Raw genomic sequence first — 19,421 nt, forward strand, 5'->3', positions numbered from 1 at the left:
GCATCAATTTCCGCCAGGACACAAGCTTGTTGTGCCCTAGCTAGCTAACTGAGGGTTCGAACACCTCAGGTCACAACGCCTAATTTACGGCGCAGCAAGCTGTAGTAGAGCACTGGAATGACAATCAGCGTCAGCAGTGTTGAGACAAGCAACCCAAACACCAAACTCACCGCTAGGCCACTAAAGATCGGATCATCAAGGATGAACAGAGCGCCCACCATCGCCGCCAGAGCTGTGAGTATGATGGGCTTAGCTCGGACGGATGCCGCACTCACGACAGCATCGTCAAGCGCAACTCCGGCATCGAGCTGTTGATTAATGAAGTCCACAAGCAGAATCGAGTTACGCACAATAATTCCCGCCAATGCAATCATCCCAATCATCGAGGTGGCAGTAAACTGAGCACCGAGCAAAGCGTGCCCCGGCAAGATTCCGATCATTGTCAGAGGAATAGGCGCCATAATCACCAAAGGCACCCGATAAGACCCGAACTGAGCAACCACCAAAAGGTAGATTAGGATCAGCCCAACAGAGTAGGCTGCCCCCATATCTCGGAAAGTCTCATAGGTGATCTGCCACTCTCCATCCCACTTAACGCTAGGTAGAAAGTGGGTATCAGGCTGTTGAATGAACCACTGCTCAACATCGGATAGCTCAGAAACCATCGCAAACATACTGTAAAGCGGGCTGTCTAGGTCTCCTGCAACATCAGCCGTGACATATACCACTGGCAGCAGGTTCTTATGGTAGATACTCTGCTCCCAAGGTACACGATTGAGGGTAACTAGCTCAGATAACGGCACCAATGCACCGGACGCTGATGGCAGCTTAAGCGCCATAAACGCTTCAGAAGAGTCGCGATCAAACTCAGGCAACTGAACACGAATAGGCAATGGATACTTCGCTACACCGTTATGTAGATAAGCGATATCCATACCTCTCAATGCTGTGCTAATTGCTGTGACAATATCACTCTGCGCAACGCCCAAGCGGCTGGCTTTTGCACGGTCGACGTCGACCAGCAAGCGGGCGGGCGATACCTCAACCGTATTATCAACGTCCACAACCCCCGCCACTGTCGTGAGTTTTTCTGTGAGCTCCAGTGCGCGGCGCTGCTGCTCGTGGTAATTGGAGCCATAAACTTCAGCCACCAGAGGTGCCATAACGGGCGGCCCAGGCGGCACCTCCACGATCTTAATAGCAGCTTGCGAACGTGCGGCAATACGATGCAACTCTGCTCGAACCGCTCTAGCAATATCATGACTGCTGCGCCCTCTCTCCTCTTTGGCAACCAAGTTCACTTGCAAATCACCCAGATTTGGCGCACTGCGCAAGTAATACTGCCGCACAAGACCGTTAAACCCGATTGGAGATGCTGCTCCAGCATAACCTTGCACATTAATGACTTCCGGTATCGTCAGCAGATAGTCTGATAGCTCGAGCAATACGCTATTGGTTGCCTCAAGCGGCGCATCCTCCGGCATATCGACAACAACTTGAAATTCACTTTTGTTGTCGAATGGCAGCATCTTCATCACCACGGCTTGCGCAACAACTAAGTAGATGGCCGCACCTATCGATACAACCAATGCCAAACCAAGCAGATAACGGTTACGCCTTTTTGCTCCATACCCTAAGAACGGGGTCATCAAACGATATGCCCATATGCTTGGCTTAGCCTCGTCTTCGGGCTCTAGGTGAGCGTGCTCTTTTTTTAGGAGCTTGGCGCTCAGCCACGGGGTGAAGGTAAACGCGATAATCAAAGATAACAACATGCCCATTGATGCATTAATGGGAATCGGCCCCATGTAAGGCCCCATCAAGCCGGTTACAAAAGCCATCGGCAATAGCGCAGCAATCACCGTAAACGTAGCTAAAATCGTTGGTCCGCCCACTTCATCAACCGCACGCGGGATCGCTTCTAGAAGGGTACAACCGCCTCGGCTGAGATGGCGATGGATATTCTCAACCACCACGATTGCATCGTCCACCAAGATACCTATCGAGAAGATAAGCGCAAAAAGGGAGACGCGATTTAATGTAAAACCCCAAGCCCAAGAAGCAAATAGCGTCACTAACAGCGTTAACACCACAGCGCTGCCAACAATAAACGCCTCTCTGCGCCCCAATGAAAAGAGCACCAGCGCGATAACAGAGATCGTCGCAAACACTAATTTTTTAATGAGCGTATTGGCCTTATCGTTTGCCGTTTTTCCATAATCACGCGTGATTGTTATATCGACGTCAGTTGGGATCAGAACGCCTTTTAACTGCTCGATACGCTTAAGTACGCCCTCCACCACATCAACTGCATTTTCACCGGGCTTTTTGCTGACAGTCAGCGTCACCGCAGGGCGCACATCAACCTTTTTATCCCGATACCAGACATAATCATCACTCAACTCCGGTGCAAGCTCGACCGCTGCGATATCTGTTATATAGATCGGTTTGCCTGCATGCAGCCCCACCACTAGCGCTTCGAGTTGATCTGTGGAACTCAAGAACGATCCGGCTAACACATGTGTCGAGCGGTTGTTAGCTACGATACTGCCGGCCTGATTGACAACATTACTCATCTGTAGCGCTTGAGTAATCGCCCCGATAGATAGACTCCTTGCAGCGAGTTTTTGAGTATCTAGCGTGACTTTAACAACCTCATCCGGGCCTCCTATCGTTTCGATATCACGCGTTCCAGCAACCGTCTGTAACTCCGTCTCAAGGGTATGTGCTAACTTCTTAAGCTCGTAAGCGCCTAACGTGTCTGCACGGCTATGTAACGTCAAACTCAGCACAGGAACATCATCAATGCCTTTGGGCTTGATAATCACAGGGCCAAGCTTCAATTGGCCTGCTTTCCAGTCTTGGTTGGAATAAACCGCGTTATATAGACGAACAAGTGCGGGTTCGCGCGCGATACCCACATCAAACTGAACAGTAATAACCGCTGTGCCAGGCTGCGAGACGGAGTAAATATGCTTCACTCCCGATATTTCACTCAAGATTTGCTCAAGCGGTGTGGCTACCATCGACTCTACATCAGCCGCTGAAGCACCGGGAAACGGCACCACAACATTCGCCATGGTGACATCAATTTGTGGCTCCTCCTCCCGCGGCGTAATCATCGCGGCAAAAAGCCCCATTAGAAGGCCAACGATCGCGAGCAGCGGCGTTAGCTGCCACCCCATAAATTGGCGAGCGATACGGCCCGAGACACCAAGGCTCTGCATCTAACGACCCTCCTCTGCGCTAGAAAGCACATACGATGCACCCTGATCAACAAAACGCAGAATCGATTCACCCGCACGTAAGCCCGCTAACACCTCGATCTCGTTGCCATACTGCCTACCTACACGAACCTGCCTAAGGGCTACGCGCTCATCACTCCAAACGTACACGGCGGAAACTTCCGAATGGCGCAGCAGGCTTGAAAGCGGAATTCGAATGGTTTGGCGCTCACCAAGCTGCACAGCGACTTTAACAAGCTGCCCCGGATATAGGGTTTTAACATCACTAGGAAGGTCAAGACGAATGCGCCGCGTACCAGAGCGTGGGTCAGCCATCGGAAAGGAGGTTACCAAAATGGGTGAAACTCGCGATTTATCTGGCAGTTCTATCTGTACGTCAGGCTGATAAGCCCTGTGCTCTACCAAAGACTGCGGTATGTCAGCAATGACGCGAAGGCGTTTCGGGTCAAACCCACTCAACATCGGCGTCCCCGGCTGCACCGCCTCACCGACCTCCACATGACGTGCACTCACAACACCACCATAGGCCGCTTTAACGGTCGTATAAGACACCCGTTGTTGCGCCTTTTTTAGGCTGGCTTCAGCACTTTTAAGGCGAGCCTGCGCCGCTCTCAATGCACTTTGTGCATCATCATAGGTAGACTTCGATAGCAACCGCTTCGCATAGAGGGGATCCACTCGATCAAACTGCTGTCGTGCCGCTGAATAGCTTGCTTGCGCCTCAGCCACTTGGGCACGGGCTTGATCCAAACCGGCCTGCTGGTCCACAGAAACTAAACGCAGAACGGTTGCGCCTGCAGACACAACATCCCCGACATCTACTAAAACCTCTGCCACACGCCCAGTCGTTTCAGCTGACGCGGTTGTTACCGAAGCGGCTTCAACGACTCCTTCAACCAGCCTCTCTTTGGCAACAGACACCTGCGTAACAACCAACACATCGACCGAAGCGGCTCGCACGCTAGTCACCACGATTACGCCCAAAAATAACGCCAGCCACTTCATCTCATACCCCTATGCTTAACAATTTATATTATATATTAGACATTTATAATATAAAAACCAGCGATAATTGGGAATCCAATCGGTGCGCAGTAGTCCAAACATGGTAATATATCAAGTAAATTTGACAGATATCGTGAAAAATGTGGGCAAAAGTCCACACTTTCTTGGCAAGCTTGAGTTTTTTCAAGCCATGCCGATAGCGTAATAAACAGTGGAGTTGAGTATGGTCCTACTCATTTACGACAACGGCAACCTTGTAAAAAACCTTTCCGATGCTCAGTTTCCTCAACGCGGAGTGGATGCGACTTCACAGACATCGGCTGCGCAAAATTCACTGCCTTACAATGAACTTCCGCAGCCACAACAGCCGCAAGTCACCGTTTTAAACAGCGCGGCTCAGACACAGCAACGCGGCAGTACGTCACGCTCATCTCAGCTTTATGAAGAGACAGGGAGAAAGTCAGATTCTCTGCAGGATAGACGCAGACTAAACGCTGTACACATAATGAGCTCGCCTGTGATATCGGTAAAGACATTCGACACAGTAAAGCGAGCTTGGGATTTGACAGAGCAGGAAGATATCAATCATCTAGTGGTAGCAAACGCTCAAGGCGAACCTGTGGGTGTTTTAACCACGGGTGATATCCTTAAGCATGGCACAACGTCCAGCAGCTTTGTTGACACGCTCATCCAACGGAAAAGTCTTATCGCGGTGTCTCCGGAAACGCTAGTCAGGGATATAGCACTTATTTTTATGGACCATAAAGTCAGCTGCGTCCCTGTTATCGATGAAAACCACGTTGTCGCAGGTATCATCACCCGCAGCGACCTTCTTCGCCTTTTAGTTAGCGGCCCAAATTTAGAACAACGCGCCTAACTCACACCTGCAAGCAACTGCCGTTTTAACGTTAGTTGCTCACCCTCACTGTGGACATAGATATCATCATCTGAAATCGTGAGCGTGATCGCCATCTTACGCTCTAAGAAGCCGCCAAAATCATACTTTTGCGCCCAGCGTAGTGCCCATACGGTGGTGCGAGGAAGCGCCTGAAAGCTTGCCGCTTCCTTTTCCCACCACAACTCGAGGCTATCGCCGTAGCTGTATAGACTCACACTTTTGGCTAAGCTCACCGCTTTACGCATACGCTCTGGCGATGCTTGCCCCACTTCAATCCATTGAAGAATCTCACCACTCGGCGAGAGCTCCCATAGATCAGCTTCATCCGTTGCAGATAATCCTCGACTAAAGCTCAGATCAGAACAATAGTGCAAACCAAACGCAATCAGCCTGATAAGCATGCGCTCGGGTGTTTCTGAAGGGTGCAGCGCAACTGTTAGACCGACGTTGTCATAACAATCTCGATTGAAGTCAGACAGTTGCAGCTCTACTTTGTAAATTGTTGGTTTCAGGGCCATGTTAGCAGGTCGTATCGAGCGCAACAGGCGAGGTCAGGATGGACACCAATGACTGTGAATACTCCGCCGCTTGATGACCTAAGTCGGTAAGGTAGCCGCCATCGACTTGTGAGATCAGACCTTTATCAAAAAGGCGCTGCGCAGCCGCAATCACCTCTGGTGAAGCGTCATGATGAATTTTAATGCCGGTTTGTGTCGTGCTCAAATCAAACTGATTTAGCAAATTAAGTTCTGCGACAAGTTCTGCATGGTAGTTCATTAGCCACTCCGCTTACTAAAATGATGTGGCTCCAGCATAAAAGGAAACTCACTGAAGTTGTAGTGATATCAGACAATTAAGCCCAATTTATCCGAAGGCAAGCGAGCAACCCAAAAAGCGATTAGAATAGCGAGGAAACTAAGAAAGGAGCGCCTCGTGGAGTTAAAGCATCTCGTTATTCGTGAAGTAATGAAAGAAGAGGAAAAACCTGCTGTGGTTGCAGACCGCGGCGGCGTGGTTACCTCAAGCACTGATATTGCCAGCCAAATGGTTGAATCACTGAATAACGCCCTCGCTCGGCGCTCGACGCTTACTCACGGCTCGTTCAATCAAGAAAACCCTGCGGGATATCCATTTATCGACGCATTTAGCCAATACCTAGAGAGTGAGCAAACCTCAGATGCTTTCAGTACGCTCTGCGATACCGGCTTAGCCCAGCTTACAGCCGCGATCGACGCACCATCGGCGCGCTCTGCAACAGGTGGCTATGTTGTCTTCTCCCACTACACACTGGAACGCTACGAGTTCCTTCTGGTCGCTCTGGTACGGAACCGCGCCACCATCTCCTTAGGTGACGACCTAACACCACAACAAATTAATCAACTCGATCTAGACAAACTACACCAAGCAGCGAAAGTAAATATTACGAACTTCCGTAAAGGCAAGGAGAGCTATCTCAGCTTTACTGGCACTAAAGAGACCGGCAGCGTAACGCATTACTTCGCGACAGCCTTCGGCTGCACGGATGTGGTGCCCTCAAAAAAATCCACCAGCGACCTACTGCAAGCCGCCAAAGATTTCTGTACTGAGCATGGTATGTACGATGAACGCGAGCAAGTTGTAGAGGATGTGGTCAGCTATCTCAATCGACAACGCAGTGAAAAGCTGACGGCAAATCTACCTGAAGTTGAACAGATTTTTGATCAATATATTCCCCCTGAACAAGCGGAGGAGCTCAGCGGCAGTTTCAGCCGATTTGCCAATGGCGAGCGCTACCAAGTTAGCCACGAGTTCCAGCCGCACACCCACACGCTCAATAACCTAACCAAGCTCAAGTTAAAGTCTGACAATTGGCAAGCGGACCTGTCAAAAAAGTCGATTGGAACACCCGGTACCGGCAACGACATTGAGTTTGATGAAGAAAACAAACAGCTGGTGATTAAACGCCTTTCCACCCGTGTCATTGAACAGCTAAGAAAAGCACTCGCCCAAGAGGAATAACTCAATCATAAGGCAAAGAAAAAGGCGCCTAAGCGCCTTTTCGAACTACTCACCGGAGGCTTTTGTATCTTGCTCCGCATTTTCGTAGATAAGAATAGGTTCCGAAGTCCCGTTAATCACACCCTCATCGATCACGACTTTAACGACGTTATCCATAGATGGCAGTGAGTACATCATCTCTAAGAGGGTCGCTTCCAAGATAGAGCGCAAACCCCGCGCACCGGTCTTGCGCTCTAGCGCCTGCCGAGCTACGGCACGAAGAGCATCTTCACGGAAATCGACCTCAACACCTTCCATTTCGAATAACTTCGAGTACTGACGTGTCAAACTGTTCTTAGGTTCAGTAAGAATCGTCACCAGCGCTTCTTCATCAAGCTCAGCCAGTGTCGCGATCATCGGCAGACGACCCACAAACTCTGGAATCAATCCAAACTTAACGAGGTCTTCGGCCTCAATATCCAAGAGCGTCTCAGATACTGAGCGAGTATCATCTTTACTCTTGACCGTCGCGCTAAAGCCGATCGAGCTTTTTTCTGAACGATCACGGATGATCTGTTCTAACCCAGCAAATGCGCCACCACAGATGAACAAGATATTTGAGGTATCAACCTGCAAAAACTCTTGCTGAGGGTGTTTGCGGCCACCTTGTGGTGGGACTGACGCAACAGTGCCTTCAATAAGCTTCAACAATGCCTGTTGAACACCTTCACCAGACACATCACGCGTGATTGAAGGATTATCTGACTTACGCGAAATCTTATCGATCTCGTCAATGTAAACAATGCCTAACTGCGCACGCTCGATATCATAGTCGCATTTTTGCAATAGCTTCTGAATGATATTCTCAACGTCTTCACCAACATAACCGGCTTCCGTGAGCGTTGTGGCGTCCGCAATCGTAAAAGGCACATTCAGCATGCGCGCGAGCGTCTGTGCAAGTAGCGTTTTACCACTACCTGTCGGGCCAATGAACAAGATGTTGCTCTTACCCAGCTCGATATCGTCATCCTTGGAATTACTCTGGAATCGGAGTCTTTTGTAGTGGTTATAAACCGCTACAGAGAGTACTTTTTTCGCGCGGTCTTGACCTATGACGTACTCATCGAGCTTCGCTTTAATCTCCGATGGAATAGGCAAAGAGTCTTGAGACTCATGCTCCTCTACATCTTGAATTTCTTCACGAATGATATCGTTACAAAGGTCAACACATTCGTCACAAATAAAGACTGAAGGCCCAGCGATAAGCTTTTTTACTTCATCTTGATTCTTGCCGCAAAAAGAGCAAAAAAGCTTCCCTTGTTCGTTGTCTTTATCGTTGGTTTCGTCGCTCATTCGACTACCTCATGCATGTAAGCGGTATAGTGTAGGTGGGGGCATACAGAAAAAAAACAACCACCTCTTCCCTTATGGTTACAACAGCGGTTAGCTGTCGCCACCTCGCTTCTCGAGAACGGCATCGATTAATCCATATTCAGCTGCCGCCGCCGGCGCCATGAAATTATCACGATCAGTGTCACGCGCGATCGTTTCGATGGATTGACCAGTGTGATCAGCCAAGATCTGATTTAACTTCTCTCGGATGCTCAGAATCTCTTTCGTATGAATCTCGATGTCAGAAGCCTGTCCTTGATAACCGCCCAACGGCTGATGAATCATGACACGAGCATTAGGCAGCGCGTAACGCTTACCTGCTGCACCAGATGCCAACAACAGAGCACCCATGCTAGCTGCTTGCCCGATACACATAGTGCTTACATCAGGCTTAATGAACTGCATCGTATCGTAAATCGCCAGTCCCGCAGTCACTGCACCACCCGGTGAGTTGATATACAGATGAATATCTTTATCTGGATTTTCAGCTTCTAAAAAGAGCATCTGTGCAACAATAAGGTTGGCCATATGATCTTCTACTGGGCCTACCAAAAAAATCACACGCTCTTTTAACAAGCGAGAATAGATATCATACGCACGCTCTCCGCGCGCAGACTGCTCTACTACCATCGGCACCAGACCCGAATTTTCAATGATCTGTGAGTTGCCTTGATGGATTAATGACATGCAATTTACTCCTTACCAAAAATAAAAAACGACAGCCAGAGCTACTGCTAGCACCAACTATCGTTTTTCATCTAGTCGTGTGCCATCGGCACAGACGTTACTTACTCTGCGCCGTTATTCTGCTGAGCTGGCTTAATCGCCTCTTCATACGCTACCGCCACTTCATTGACTTTAGCAGAAGATAGCAGGTGATCAACCACTTGGTCTTCCATCACCAGACTCTTAACCTGATTCAGCATTTCTTCGTTGCCGTAGTACCAATCGATCACTTGTTGTGGCTCTTGGTATGTTTCAGCAAGCTCTTCAACTGTTTCACGAACACGCGCTTCGTCCGCTGTGATCTCAGCCGCCTTAACAACTTCTTGAACCAACAGGCCAACGGTTACACGACGCTTCGCTTGATCTTCGAACATCTCTTTTGGAAGCATATTCGGGTCAAGGTCTTGACCACCGCCGAATTGCTGGACAGCTTGACGACGCAAAGCGTCAATCTCAGTGTCAACCAATGCGCTAGGAACTTCGATAGCATTTAGCTCAACAAGTTTCGAAAATACTTGATCTTTCAGCTTCATTTTTAGCGCGTTTTTCAGCTCGCGTTCCATGTTGCTGCGTACTTCCGCTTGGAAGGACTCAACGTCATTCGCTTCTAGGCCAAATTTTTCAAAGAATGCTTTGTCTAGCTCAGGTAAAACAGGCTCAGATACTGTGTTTACTTTTACCTTGAATACTGCTGCTTTACCTTTCAGTTCTTCAGCATGGTACTCTTCAGGGAAGTTAACGTTTAGCTCAACGTCTGCACCTACCTCAGCGCCCACCAAGCCATCTTCAAAGCCTGGAATCATAGAGCCAGAACCAAGTACTAGATCGTGGCCTTCCGCTTTACCACCTTCAAATGCTTCGCCGTCAACAAAGCCTTCAAAGTCGATGTTTACACGATCACCGTCTTGAGCCGCGCGCTCAACAGCAGTCCAATCTGCTTGCTGCTTACGCAACGTATCAACCATCTGCTCAATATCAGCATCAGTTACAGATGATGTTTGTTTCTCAACTTCTGCTGCAGAGAAGTCAGCTAGTTCAACTTCAGGGTACACTTCAAATGTTGCTACGAACGCGAAGTCTTCACCGTCTTTGTCGTTTTTGAACTCGATTTGCGGGCTGCCTGCAGGCACGATTTTTTCCTGCTGCACAGCTTCGTAAAAGCTCTGCTGGATCACTTCACCCAAAACGTCCTGACGAATTCCAGCGCCGTAACGCTTTTTAACAACTTTCAAAGGCACTTTACCTGGGCGAAAGCCATCTAGACGTGCAGTACGAGCTGTCTGCTGTACGCGCTTATCAACATCGCTTTCAATGCGCTCTGCAGGGACAGTAATGGTCATCTGACGCTCTAGAGCAGAGGTCGTTTCAACAGAAACTTGCATGGAATTCCTCACCAAAAATACGTTTACCGGTTTATATGCGTCTATGAAGCAATGTTTATCCGGCATCTCACCTAAAACAGTTCACAGAACCTTTACATCACTGGGATGACAAAAATCCCAGCGTAAATTTATAAAGCGCAAAATTCTCCGGTAGTTAGACACAATAGTCAAGAGATATGAGTCAACTCAGGCCGGGATAAACCACATGGCAGCTATGGCCGAACCGAATTAACATAGACTAGTACAGCTATCGGAGCGCAAAAATCCTGCACCAATAAAAAACAAAGAAAATATATTTAGACAAGAATAAGGAGAGATAAAACTTAGAAGTGAAGGCACCAAAGAATCTTTCAATGGTGCGGACGGAGAGACTCGAACTCTCACACCGCTAGGCACCAGAACCTAAATCTGGCGTGTCTACCAATTTCACCACGTCCGCACAACGAAAGCATACTACATGGGGTGGACGATGGGGCTTGAACCCACGACCGCCGGAATCACAATCCGGAGCTCTACCAACTGAGCTACGCCCACCATAATCCAATTTTTTGTGCACCAAATCAACCTTTGAAATGGTGCGGACGGAGAGACTCGAACTCTCACACCGCTAGGCACCAGAACCTAAATCTGGCGTGTCTACCAATTTCACCACGTCCGCATAGCACTCTGAAAATGGGGTGGACGATGGGGCTTGAACCCACGACCGCCGGAATCACAATCCGGAGCTCTACCAACTGAGCTACGCCCACCATCTTCAGAACCTTGTTTGAAGTGCCCCTCAACAAGATGGGGCGTATTCTATGGACCGATGACAGCCCTGTCAACACTTTAAAAACAAAAAAATCATATTTTTTACAACTAATTCAATTAGCTACATCAGCCTGTTCAGAATACGCGATAAGGAATAGTACTCAGTAGCGAATACTGAAAATTCAATTAGCTGATAACTTTTATAGATAAGAGAAGAAGTCAATCACAGAGATGCGGGGCTAGCAGGATTCGAACCCGCGACCGTCCGCTTAGAAGGCGGATGCTCTATCCAACTGAGCTATAGCCCCATATAGGGAAGTCTTTGAGAAGCCCTGCTGCTGAACCGAGATTCAAGAGCCCCCCAAAGAGAGCGCGTATCCTAATGCAGCCCTATTATGTCGTCAACTGGTTTTTAGAGACTTCTACTATAGTGCTTGGACGTGAGCCCATTTACATGAGAAAATCCCGCCCAATTAAAAATATCACGTCACGCCAGGTAATTAGAAACGATGACCGCCAAGATTATAGATGGAAAACAGATCGCCTCTGAGGTTCGACAACAAGTAGCAAAACGCATCGGCCAGCGCCTTGAGTCAGGGAAAAGAGCCCCTTGCTTGGCTGTTGTTATTGTCGGCGACGATCCAGCCTCACATGTTTATGTCCGTAATAAAAAGAACGCATGTAAAGAAGTTGGTATTGAGTCACTATCTTACGACCTACCCGAAACGACCACGCAAGCTTCGTTATTATCGCTTGTTGACGACCTCAATAGTAATGATGCGGTCGATGGCATTTTGGTTCAGCTGCCATTGCCTGAGGGATTAGATGGGAATGAAGTACTTGAGCGTATCAAACCGAGCAAAGACGTAGATGGTTTCCATGCTTTCAACCTAGGACGTCTAGCGCAACGGATGCCGACACTGCGCCCTTGCACGCCAAAAGGCGTCATGAAACTTCTGGAATCTACAGGCGTAGACCTTCACGGCTTGGAGTCCGTTGTTGTTGGCGCATCTAATATTGTAGGCCGCCCGATGTCGTTGGAGCTTTTGCTAGCGGGTAGCACCGTGACAACAACTCACCGTTTCACACGCGATCTACCAAGCCACCTTGCACGAGCAGATATTGTTGTAGTTGGCGTAGGTATTCCCGGATTAGTCAAAGGCGAATGGATTAAAGAAGGTGCAATTGTTATCGATGTTGGTATCAACCGTCTCGAGGATGGACGCCTTGTTGGCGACGTAGAGTACGATGTAGCAGCAGAGCGAGCGGGTTGGATCACCCCCGTACCAGGCGGCGTTGGACCTATGACTGTTGCTTGCCTTATGGAAAACACATTGGAGGCCGCCGAGCGCGATAGCTAACTAGATTTATATGGATTGCTCGGCGATGGTCTATATTGATCTATTCGTCGAGCCACAAGGAATTACTCAGTTTTATGAACTTCGTTTCACGTCACGCTTATATTCTTATTGTTGCAGGCGTCTTCGTTGGTGCCATCTATGCAACCACCCTCCCGCTGGACGCACAAACCTATTGGCTAAGTGAAGATGGGCCAGTGGAGATGTCTTCCGCTATCGCGTATGTCATTTGCGCGGCGATTATGTGTATCGTCGGAGGCAAGAAATTTATCACACGCTACTACTATCTGGTCGGCATAACCCTGCTCTTTGCGATGCGCGAGCTCGACTTTGACAAACGCTTTACAACGATGGGCGTTCTAAAGAGCCGGTTTTACTTAAGCGATCAAGTACCTCTCACTGAAAAGCTAATAGGCGCTTGTGTTGTTGGATTGCTGCTATTTTTTGTATACAAAATTGTGAGCAACCACGCTAAACCTTTTATACAAGGTCTGCTTCGTCTGGATAAAGTCCAGATTGGCGCGGCGCTTGTGGTGACTTTTCTCGTTGTATCTAAGTCGATGGACGGCATTGACCGCAAGCTCGGAGATATCGGGATACAAGTCTCTGCTGACTTTGCCGAAAAGGCCGAAACATTCGAAGAAACCATGGAGCTCGGTATACCTTTATTGATGATGGCGACATTTGCCGCCTATCGCCAACGAAAACTGACGAGCAACCCATCGTAAACACACAAAAAAAAAGCGCCTGATGGCGCTTTTTTGTGCTCTACTTCAGCTTAACTATCTTCACGATACCAAGTTGTGCCCTCTCGGCTATCTTTCAAGACGACACCCTGCTCTAGCAAGGCTTGGCGAATACGGTCAGCTTCGGCATAGTCCTTGTTTGCTTTAGCTTGCGCTCGCAACTCAATTTGAGACTCAATCTCGGTCGACGTAATCTCACCCTCTTTATCATCACCTTGCAAGAAGCTGTCAGCAGATTGTTGCAACAACCCTAAGATCCCGCCCAAGCGTTTTAGCTGCGCGGCGAGTCGGCCTGCGGTGACTTTATCTTCTCGCGCATATGTGTTGAGTTCGTTGACTAGATCAAACAACACGGCGAAGGCTTTAGGGGTATTGAAGTCGTCATCCATTGCAGCAAAGAAGCGTTTGTCGTAGTCATTTTCTAGCGGCTCATCAACGGCCTCAACGCTCGCTAAAGCTTGATAGAAACGGCTCAGCATCACTTGAGCTTCTTTTAAACTATCTTCGCTGTAGTCGATGTAAGTACGGTAATGAACACGCGCTAGGAAGAAGCGCACAACTTCCGCGTTATAGCTTGCTAACACGTCTCGGATAGTGAAGAAGTTACCCAAAGACTTTGACATTTTTTCGCTATTTACACGAACAGGACCTGCGTGCATCCACGTGTTAGCAAATTTGCAGCCATTCGCAGCTTCAGACTGAGCAATTTCATTTTCGTGATGGGGGAATGGCAAGTCTGGGCCACCACCGTGAATATCAAAGGTATCGCCTAGCGTACACTTAGACATCGCAGAGCATTCAATGTGCCAGCCCGGGCGGCCGGCTCCCCAAGGAGACTCCCAGCTCACCTCGCCCTCTTTCGCTGCTTTCCAAAGCACGAAATCTAAAGGGCTCTCTTTCGCATCGGTCACTTCAACACGTGCACCAGAGCGCAGCTCGTCCACGTTTTTGTTAGTGAGTCGCCCGTAATTTTCGAACTTCTCAACGCGATAATACACATCGCCGTTTTCTGCAGCGTAGGCATAGCCCTTATCGATTAACACTTGAGTCATCGCGATGATATCGCCAATGTGGCCCGTCGCGCGTGGCTCGATATCGGGACGCAGTACCGCCAATGCATCTTCATCTTCATGCATCGCAGCGATCATACGCTCAGTGAGGGCATCAACCGACTCATTGTTTTCATTCGCACGCTTGATGATCTTATCGTCAACATCGGTGATATTACGGACATACTTCACGTTCCAACCACGTGCCCGCAAGTAACGAGTGATCACATCAAAACAGACCATGACACGCGCATGTCCGATATGACAGTAGTCATAGACCGTAATGCCACACACGTACATATTAATATGCCCGTCGATTAGGGGTTTAAACGGTTCTTTCTGCTTGGACAGGGTGTTATAGATCTGAAGCATGGTATTCCATTTCATCGATTGTTAATTAAAAACTTGCTCTGGCGAACAATAACCGAGCTAGTATAAAGGAAATTAGTGCTTTATGGATATTTCAGGAAGCGTTGTTACCTTAATACGTCCCACTTGATTTGGCCCAAGCGCACTGCGTTCAGCCGTCAAAAGCAGCGTATCAGGTGACTCCCATGCGATACCCTCCCACTGACCGTATGGCTGTACGATCAACCGTACAGCCTTCTCCCAAAGGATCTCGGAAGCAGAGTTGGTGGGTGCCAGCCAGATAAACGAAAAACCCCAGACAGATGCTTTGGTATAACCCAGTAGCGCTAATACACCCGTTTGTGCATTGTAATCAGCTCCTGTAATCAAACCATCAACCGGAAAGCTCTGCTGCTTGACGGCTCGCTGTGGTGTTCCCCGTTGAGAGAGAATATAGAGATCCGTTGTGAGACTTTTACGGTTTTTCGTGAACAGCCATAACTGATCATTCACGGACGTTATCGCCTCACAATCATAATCATGCGACTTACGTTTAGAGTAATCCTGCTGGCCTGAAAAGCTGAAGTCGATCTTCTCCACCGGAGCTATTGGTTTTTCCAGATCGTTGACAGCTACTTTATAAATCGCCAAGTCCCTTCTAGCACCGCGATTATTACCACAATCGCCAATAAACAGATGCGTCTCACTGGCTGTAACGGTCTCCCAATCAGTCGCCATCGCACCGGGCAGCTTCACCTCATGATCAACATTAAAGGTCGTTTTATCCAAACCAAACAAGACGGCATCACCGCCGCTATCATTGTGCGTCCAGTAGCGGCCTGACGCAGCAACGAGGCCAGATGACTCTTCGATATCGGCGGGATAATAAGCTAAAACGTCCACATTAACGGTAGGGCTGACGACCGCAGCCTGGGCACAACCTTGCAACGCAAAGACACAACCAATAAGTGACAAAAACTTCAATAAACGCAACATGTTAGATAAATGATCAATTGTCCATTTAGGGAACACCGGTTATACATAGAATTCATAAAAAAGAACAGCAAAGGATCTCCGGTGACAGAGCTTAACGACCACTATAGCCAGCACTTAAACTACAACCAGCTCATTCAGCAGGTGGCTGATAGCTTTCCCGAGGGGCCAACTTGCTTTGATTTAGCTCCCCTTGACCAGTTGCATATCGGCGGCATTAAAGCCTCGAAGCAGCTTTTAGAGCACATAAAACCTTACTCCCACCCAAGGGTGCTTGATGTTGGCGCAGGTCTCGGAGGGCTGCTTCGCTTAGCCGCTAGCGAGCAAGAGATCGATGGTGTCGCGCTCGACTTTACACACGCATTTAGCCAACTCAACCAAGCGCTCAACCTGCTGTCTGGCTCTGAATGTATCTCGGTTGTTTCAGGCGATGCGCAGTTACTCCCCTTTGCGAGTGACTATTTTGATTGCGTCATTTTCCAACATTCGCTCCTAAATATTCCTAAGCCAAGCGAAGCATTAAAAGAAGCTCTACGCGTTCTTAAGCCGGGCGGTCGTATCGTCTGTCATGAGGTGATCAAGGGTCAAAACCCTGAGGCGATTGAGTTTCCAGTGCCTTGGGCGGCAAGAGCGGAGCTATCTTTCCTCCACTGCACTCAGGATATTCGCCGACAGATTGAAAGCGCAGGCTTTGAGATATCAAGCTGTGATGATTGGACCGAACAAGCCCTAATGTGGCGCGCTCGCCAGACAGGCAAAGAGCAGTCTGGCCAAGCAAGGTCTGGACTCAGCCCTGCTGCGGTGCTTGGGAACCAGTTCGCGACAATGGGAAAAAACGTACATCAAGCACTGCAAAACGGCGCTATCGGCATTATTGAGCTCGCTGCTCAAAAACCTCAGAGCAGATAAGTATGCCCTGAGGTTTTAAACGGGCTAGATCGCCCAATCAGGCTGAGGCTGCTGTTGTTTCAAATGCTCCACCATATCAACAAACTCAAGCGGCTTCGTAAAGAAGTACCCCTGCCCAATATCGCAGCCATATACTCGCAACAATGCGAGCTGATCTGCATCTTCTATCCCTTCAGCGACAACTTTTAAACCCAGCTTGTGAGCCATGCCTACAACGGTGTGCGTCAATGTTGCATCGCTCTTATTGGATACAATGTTGGTCACAAAACAGCGATCAATCTTCAGCGTTGATACGGGGAAACGCGTCAAATAGCTGAGGGAGCTATATCCCGTACCGAAGTCGTCAATACTTAGTGTCACACCAAGCTGCAACAAACCATTCAAGATAGGTTGCAACTCCTCCATACTCTCTGCCAATAACGACTCAGTAATTTCCAATTCAAGCTTGGCAGGTTCAAGACCCGACTCATTCAAAACACGAGAAACCGTCGCGATAATATCGGAGTTTGTAAGCTGCCTCATCGAAACATTCACTGCCATGGTTAATGGCTCAGACGAATAGGACTCAAATCGCTGCAGATCGGCACACGCTTGTACGAGTGCAAACTCGCCCAACTGATCGATAATACCAATATCTTCAGCTACTTCGATAAACTCGTCTGGGCGCACCATGCCAAGCTTACCGCTATTCCAGCGCATCAAGGCCTCAAAGCCATAGACACGCTCGTCGTGAATATGGTTCTTTGTTTGATACACCATAAAGAGTTCTTTACGCTCTAACGCGTTACGTAACTCGGATTGAATTTCGACAAGACGTTTGTTTCTCTCATCCAACTCATGATCAAAGAAGCTATAACAGCTCCGACCACGATTTTTAGCCTCGTAGAGCGCGATATCAGCCTGTTTCAAGACACCTTCTGGTTCCGCGCTATCCTCAGGGAAACAAGAGATACCAACACTCACGGAAGTAAACAGTTTTTTACCATCAAGGAATACCGGCTCACGCATCGCTGCCAACAGCGCTTCGGCCATAGCAGTGACTTCATACTTTTCTTCAAACTCCATGAAAATAAGGAACTCGTCACCGCTCATATGACACGCGGTACCAGCGCTGCCCACCACCTTTTGGAGCTGTGCAGCAACGTACTTAAGAAGCTGGTCACCCAGCAAGTGACCAAACGTATCGTTCACTTGCTTAAAGTTATCCATGTCCATGTATAGGATGGCCACTTTACCATCTTGCTTCCAAGCCGTTTTCATCTTTTCAGCCAGTAGGTCATTCGTTCTTCTACGGTTAGGCAACCCTGTCAGAGAGTCGTAGTTGGCCTGCTTATACAGTTTCACCTCGGCTTTTTTACGCTCGGTAATATCCTGGGCGATAATCACGTAGTTTGTGATGTGCCCAAGATCATCCGTCATTGAGCTCACCGAAAACGAATACCATTGCTTTTCTTCGCGAGCACGGCGTTCCCCATACCAGTTGTTGCCATGCTGAAGGTTTTCGGAGATTAACGACAAGTCTCCCGCCAGCACCGTGTGCGGGAACACTTCAGTAAGCCTGCGCCCCTCTTCAATGCGGCGCGGATCATCACCTGCAATACCTAAACGGCTATTTGCGTATTCAATCACCCAATGCGAGTCAGTCACAACAACACTACTTGGGCTCTGCTCAATGGCCTGTGAGAGTTTGCTCACGTTACTCTCTGCTTCATTGCGCGCCACCTCAACACGTGAGGCACGGCTAAAGATGTTACGGAAAACGAGCAAGCCAGCACCCAGAAAGATCAGCACCGTCAGCGCAACAAACTTCATCCGCTCCAGCCATCGCTGGTAGAGGTCGTGCGATGGCAGTGCACTCACCACAAACATCTGATACTTATCAAGGTGGCTCGCCGTAATGAGCAGGTCTTCGTCTTGATAGTTTACCTTAGCCGAGGACTCGGCCTCAGGATTGGTAATACTAGAAAGCGTATCAAGAAATGGCTCGGTTACCGTAAAAGATAGGAAGCTTTGCCACAGGGTTTCTGTTTCTGGGAAAGCAAGGTAGATACGTCCATCTTCACCGACAAGCATGGAACGGCGCCCGGCTTCCGATTCCTCAGCTTCCTGCCAAATGGTGTTATTACCAAGCATACGATAAGCTGCAACCACGTAACCATTGGGCCGCCCCATATCGTCAAAAATCGGAGCCCGCAAAGGTAAAACGTTCTCACCAACAAAGCTTGGTCGGAATGGACGGCCGATAACAGAATCATCGCTTTCATACAGATCAAGCCAATCCGTTGCTGATAGATCGCCCGTAGCCGCGATCACTGTCCCGCGACGATCAAGAACAGCAAGCACTCGCATCTGCGGTGTGGCTTGCAGAAAGTCATTTAAACGCCCAGAAAGGTCTTCTCGTGTGGTGGAGCGTTCTCGAAGGTCTGCGGCCAGATCCGTCAAAAGCGTTTCTTGGTGATTAAAGAACCGTTCGATAACCTGAGTCAGCGTTTTATTGTGCGGTTCTAACGACTCAACTGCTTGGCCCTTCACATCTATCCACGTTGCGTATCCAAACGTAAAGAGTGCCATCAACATCAGCAGCGCCAACAAACTATATAGCAGGTTGAACCAACGCGAGGTTCTGCCAAATCCTTTAATCAT

15 protein-coding genes and 5 tRNA genes are annotated in these 19,421 nt (G+C 48.7%); 5 read left to right on the forward strand and 15 right to left on the reverse strand.

Translation table 11 applies throughout. From position 1 onward, the window contains the following. Positions 1-65: 65 nt before the first annotated feature. Together EOE65_RS08890 and EOE65_RS08895 are read right to left on the reverse strand one after the other, a co-directional pair. Complete coding sequence (locus EOE65_RS08890; RefSeq protein WP_127693955.1) at positions 66-3,227, reverse strand: efflux RND transporter permease subunit; 3,162 nt, start codon at positions 3,225-3,227, stop codon at positions 66-68. After that, positions 3,228-4,250, reverse strand: coding sequence for an efflux RND transporter periplasmic adaptor subunit (locus EOE65_RS08895; protein ID WP_127693956.1), 1,023 nt, complete (start codon positions 4,248-4,250; stop codon positions 3,228-3,230). Positions 4,251-4,473: 223 nt separating this feature from the next. On the opposite strand from EOE65_RS08895, the gene EOE65_RS08900 reads away from it, so the two are divergent. Continuing rightward, positions 4,474-5,127, forward strand: coding sequence for a CBS domain-containing protein (locus tag EOE65_RS08900; protein ID WP_127693957.1), 654 nt, complete (start codon positions 4,474-4,476; stop codon positions 5,125-5,127). Here EOE65_RS08900 and EOE65_RS08905 read toward each other — a convergent pair. Both EOE65_RS08905 and EOE65_RS08910 read right to left on the reverse strand, forming a co-directional pair. After that, positions 5,124-5,666 carry a YaeQ family protein gene (locus EOE65_RS08905; protein ID WP_127693958.1) on the reverse strand — a complete coding sequence of 181 codons (543 nt, stop codon included), beginning with the start codon at positions 5,664-5,666 and terminating at the stop codon, positions 5,124-5,126. The two genes, EOE65_RS08900 and EOE65_RS08905, sit on opposite strands and share 4 nt — an antisense overlap. A gap of 1 nt (position 5,667) precedes the next feature. After that, positions 5,668-5,925: a TIGR02647 family protein gene (locus tag EOE65_RS08910; protein WP_127693959.1), complete on the reverse strand. Its 258-nt coding sequence runs from the start codon at positions 5,923-5,925 to the stop codon at positions 5,668-5,670. Between the two features lie 156 nt (positions 5,926-6,081). Between EOE65_RS08910 and EOE65_RS08915 the strand changes: the two genes are divergently transcribed. Continuing rightward, positions 6,082-7,146, forward strand: a complete 1,065-nt coding sequence (locus EOE65_RS08915) for a nucleoid-associated protein (protein ID WP_127693960.1) — start codon at positions 6,082-6,084, stop codon at positions 7,144-7,146. 45 nt (positions 7,147-7,191) lie between these two features. Here EOE65_RS08915 and clpX read toward each other — a convergent pair whose 3' ends face one another. The 8 genes from clpX to EOE65_RS08955 all read right to left on the reverse strand — a co-directional run bounded on the left by clpX (position 7,192) and on the right by EOE65_RS08955 (position 11,683). Next, on the reverse strand, positions 7,192-8,478 hold the full coding sequence (clpX, locus tag EOE65_RS08920) for an ATP-dependent Clp protease ATP-binding subunit ClpX (protein WP_127693961.1): 1,287 nt from the start codon (positions 8,476-8,478) through the stop codon (positions 7,192-7,194). Positions 8,479-8,568: 90 nt separating this feature from the next. Next, positions 8,569-9,204: an ATP-dependent Clp endopeptidase proteolytic subunit ClpP gene (clpP, locus tag EOE65_RS08925; protein ID WP_127693962.1), complete on the reverse strand. Its 636-nt coding sequence runs from the start codon at positions 9,202-9,204 to the stop codon at positions 8,569-8,571. A 101-nt stretch (positions 9,205-9,305) separates the two neighbouring features. Beyond that, on the reverse strand, positions 9,306-10,625 hold the full coding sequence (tig, locus tag EOE65_RS08930) for a trigger factor (protein WP_127693963.1): 1,320 nt from the start codon (positions 10,623-10,625) through the stop codon (positions 9,306-9,308). 354 nt (positions 10,626-10,979) lie between these two features. Beyond that, positions 10,980-11,064, reverse strand: a tRNA-Leu gene (locus EOE65_RS08935). Positions 11,065-11,083: 19 nt separating this feature from the next. After that, a tRNA-His gene (locus EOE65_RS08940) sits at positions 11,084-11,159 on the reverse strand. Positions 11,160-11,198: 39 nt separating this feature from the next. Next, positions 11,199-11,283 (reverse strand) — tRNA-Leu (locus tag EOE65_RS08945). A 15-nt stretch (positions 11,284-11,298) separates the two neighbouring features. Further along, positions 11,299-11,374, reverse strand: a tRNA-His gene (locus EOE65_RS08950). Between the two features lie 235 nt (positions 11,375-11,609). Then, positions 11,610-11,683: transfer RNA gene (locus tag EOE65_RS08955), tRNA-Arg, on the reverse strand. 201 nt (positions 11,684-11,884) lie between these two features. On the opposite strand from EOE65_RS08955, the gene folD reads away from it, so the two are divergent. Continuing rightward, a complete protein-coding gene (folD, locus tag EOE65_RS08960; RefSeq protein WP_127693964.1) occupies positions 11,885-12,736 on the forward strand; it encodes a bifunctional methylenetetrahydrofolate dehydrogenase/methenyltetrahydrofolate cyclohydrolase FolD in 852 nt (283 codons plus the stop codon). 74 nt (positions 12,737-12,810) lie between these two features. After that, positions 12,811-13,461, forward strand: a complete 651-nt coding sequence (locus EOE65_RS08965) for a hypothetical protein (protein ID WP_127693965.1) — start codon at positions 12,811-12,813, stop codon at positions 13,459-13,461. 50 nt (positions 13,462-13,511) lie between these two features. Here the strand turns inward: EOE65_RS08965 and cysS are convergent, their stop codons facing one another. Further along, positions 13,512-14,900 carry a cysteine--tRNA ligase gene (gene cysS, locus EOE65_RS08970; protein ID WP_127693966.1) on the reverse strand — a complete coding sequence of 463 codons (1,389 nt, stop codon included), beginning with the start codon at positions 14,898-14,900 and terminating at the stop codon, positions 13,512-13,514. Between the two features lie 72 nt (positions 14,901-14,972). After that, positions 14,973-15,872 (reverse strand): hypothetical protein, encoded by a 900-nt coding sequence (locus tag EOE65_RS08975; protein ID WP_127693967.1) that lies wholly within the window; start codon positions 15,870-15,872, stop codon positions 14,973-14,975. A gap of 81 nt (positions 15,873-15,953) precedes the next feature. Here EOE65_RS08975 and EOE65_RS08980 point away from each other — a divergent pair, with 81 nt between their 5' ends. Continuing rightward, on the forward strand, positions 15,954-16,778 hold the full coding sequence (locus tag EOE65_RS08980) for a class I SAM-dependent methyltransferase (protein WP_164847062.1): 825 nt from the start codon (positions 15,954-15,956) through the stop codon (positions 16,776-16,778). 24 nt (positions 16,779-16,802) lie between these two features. Here EOE65_RS08980 and EOE65_RS08985 read toward each other — a convergent pair whose 3' ends face one another. Next, positions 16,803-19,421: a bifunctional diguanylate cyclase/phosphodiesterase gene (locus EOE65_RS08985; protein ID WP_127693969.1), complete on the reverse strand. Its 2,619-nt coding sequence runs from the start codon at positions 19,419-19,421 to the stop codon at positions 16,803-16,805.

Source organism: Neptunomonas marina (assembly GCF_004005935.1).
Taxonomy (GTDB): Bacteria; Pseudomonadota; Gammaproteobacteria; order Pseudomonadales; family Balneatricaceae; genus Neptunomonas; species Neptunomonas marina.

Coding starts and splice junctions, on each gene's coding strand:
- EOE65_RS08890 (WP_127693955.1), bottom strand. CDS start 3,227: ATGCAGAGCCTTGGTGTCTCGGGCCGTATCGCTCGCCAATTTATGGGG.
- EOE65_RS08895 (WP_127693956.1), bottom strand. CDS start 4,250: ATGAAGTGGCTGGCGTTATTTTTGGGCGTAATCGTGGTGACTAGCGTG.
- EOE65_RS08900 (WP_127693957.1), top strand. CDS start 4,474: ATGGTCCTACTCATTTACGACAACGGCAACCTTGTAAAAAACCTTTCC.
- EOE65_RS08905 (WP_127693958.1), bottom strand. CDS start 5,666: ATGGCCCTGAAACCAACAATTTACAAAGTAGAGCTGCAACTGTCTGAC.
- EOE65_RS08910 (WP_127693959.1), bottom strand. CDS start 5,925: ATGAACTACCATGCAGAACTTGTCGCAGAACTTAATTTGCTAAATCAG.
- clpX (WP_127693961.1), bottom strand. CDS start 8,478: ATGAGCGACGAAACCAACGATAAAGACAACGAACAAGGGAAGCTTTTT.
- clpP (WP_127693962.1), bottom strand. CDS start 9,204: ATGTCATTAATCCATCAAGGCAACTCACAGATCATTGAAAATTCGGGT.
- tig (WP_127693963.1), bottom strand. CDS start 10,625: ATGCAAGTTTCTGTTGAAACGACCTCTGCTCTAGAGCGTCAGATGACC.
- folD (WP_127693964.1), top strand. CDS start 11,885: ATGACCGCCAAGATTATAGATGGAAAACAGATCGCCTCTGAGGTTCGA.
- EOE65_RS08965 (WP_127693965.1), top strand. CDS start 12,811: ATGAACTTCGTTTCACGTCACGCTTATATTCTTATTGTTGCAGGCGTC.
- cysS (WP_127693966.1), bottom strand. CDS start 14,900: ATGCTTCAGATCTATAACACCCTGTCCAAGCAGAAAGAACCGTTTAAA.
- EOE65_RS08975 (WP_127693967.1), bottom strand. CDS start 15,872: ATGTTGCGTTTATTGAAGTTTTTGTCACTTATTGGTTGTGTCTTTGCG.
- EOE65_RS08985 (WP_127693969.1), bottom strand. CDS start 19,421: ATGATTAAAGGATTTGGCAGAACCTCGCGTTGGTTCAACCTGCTATAT.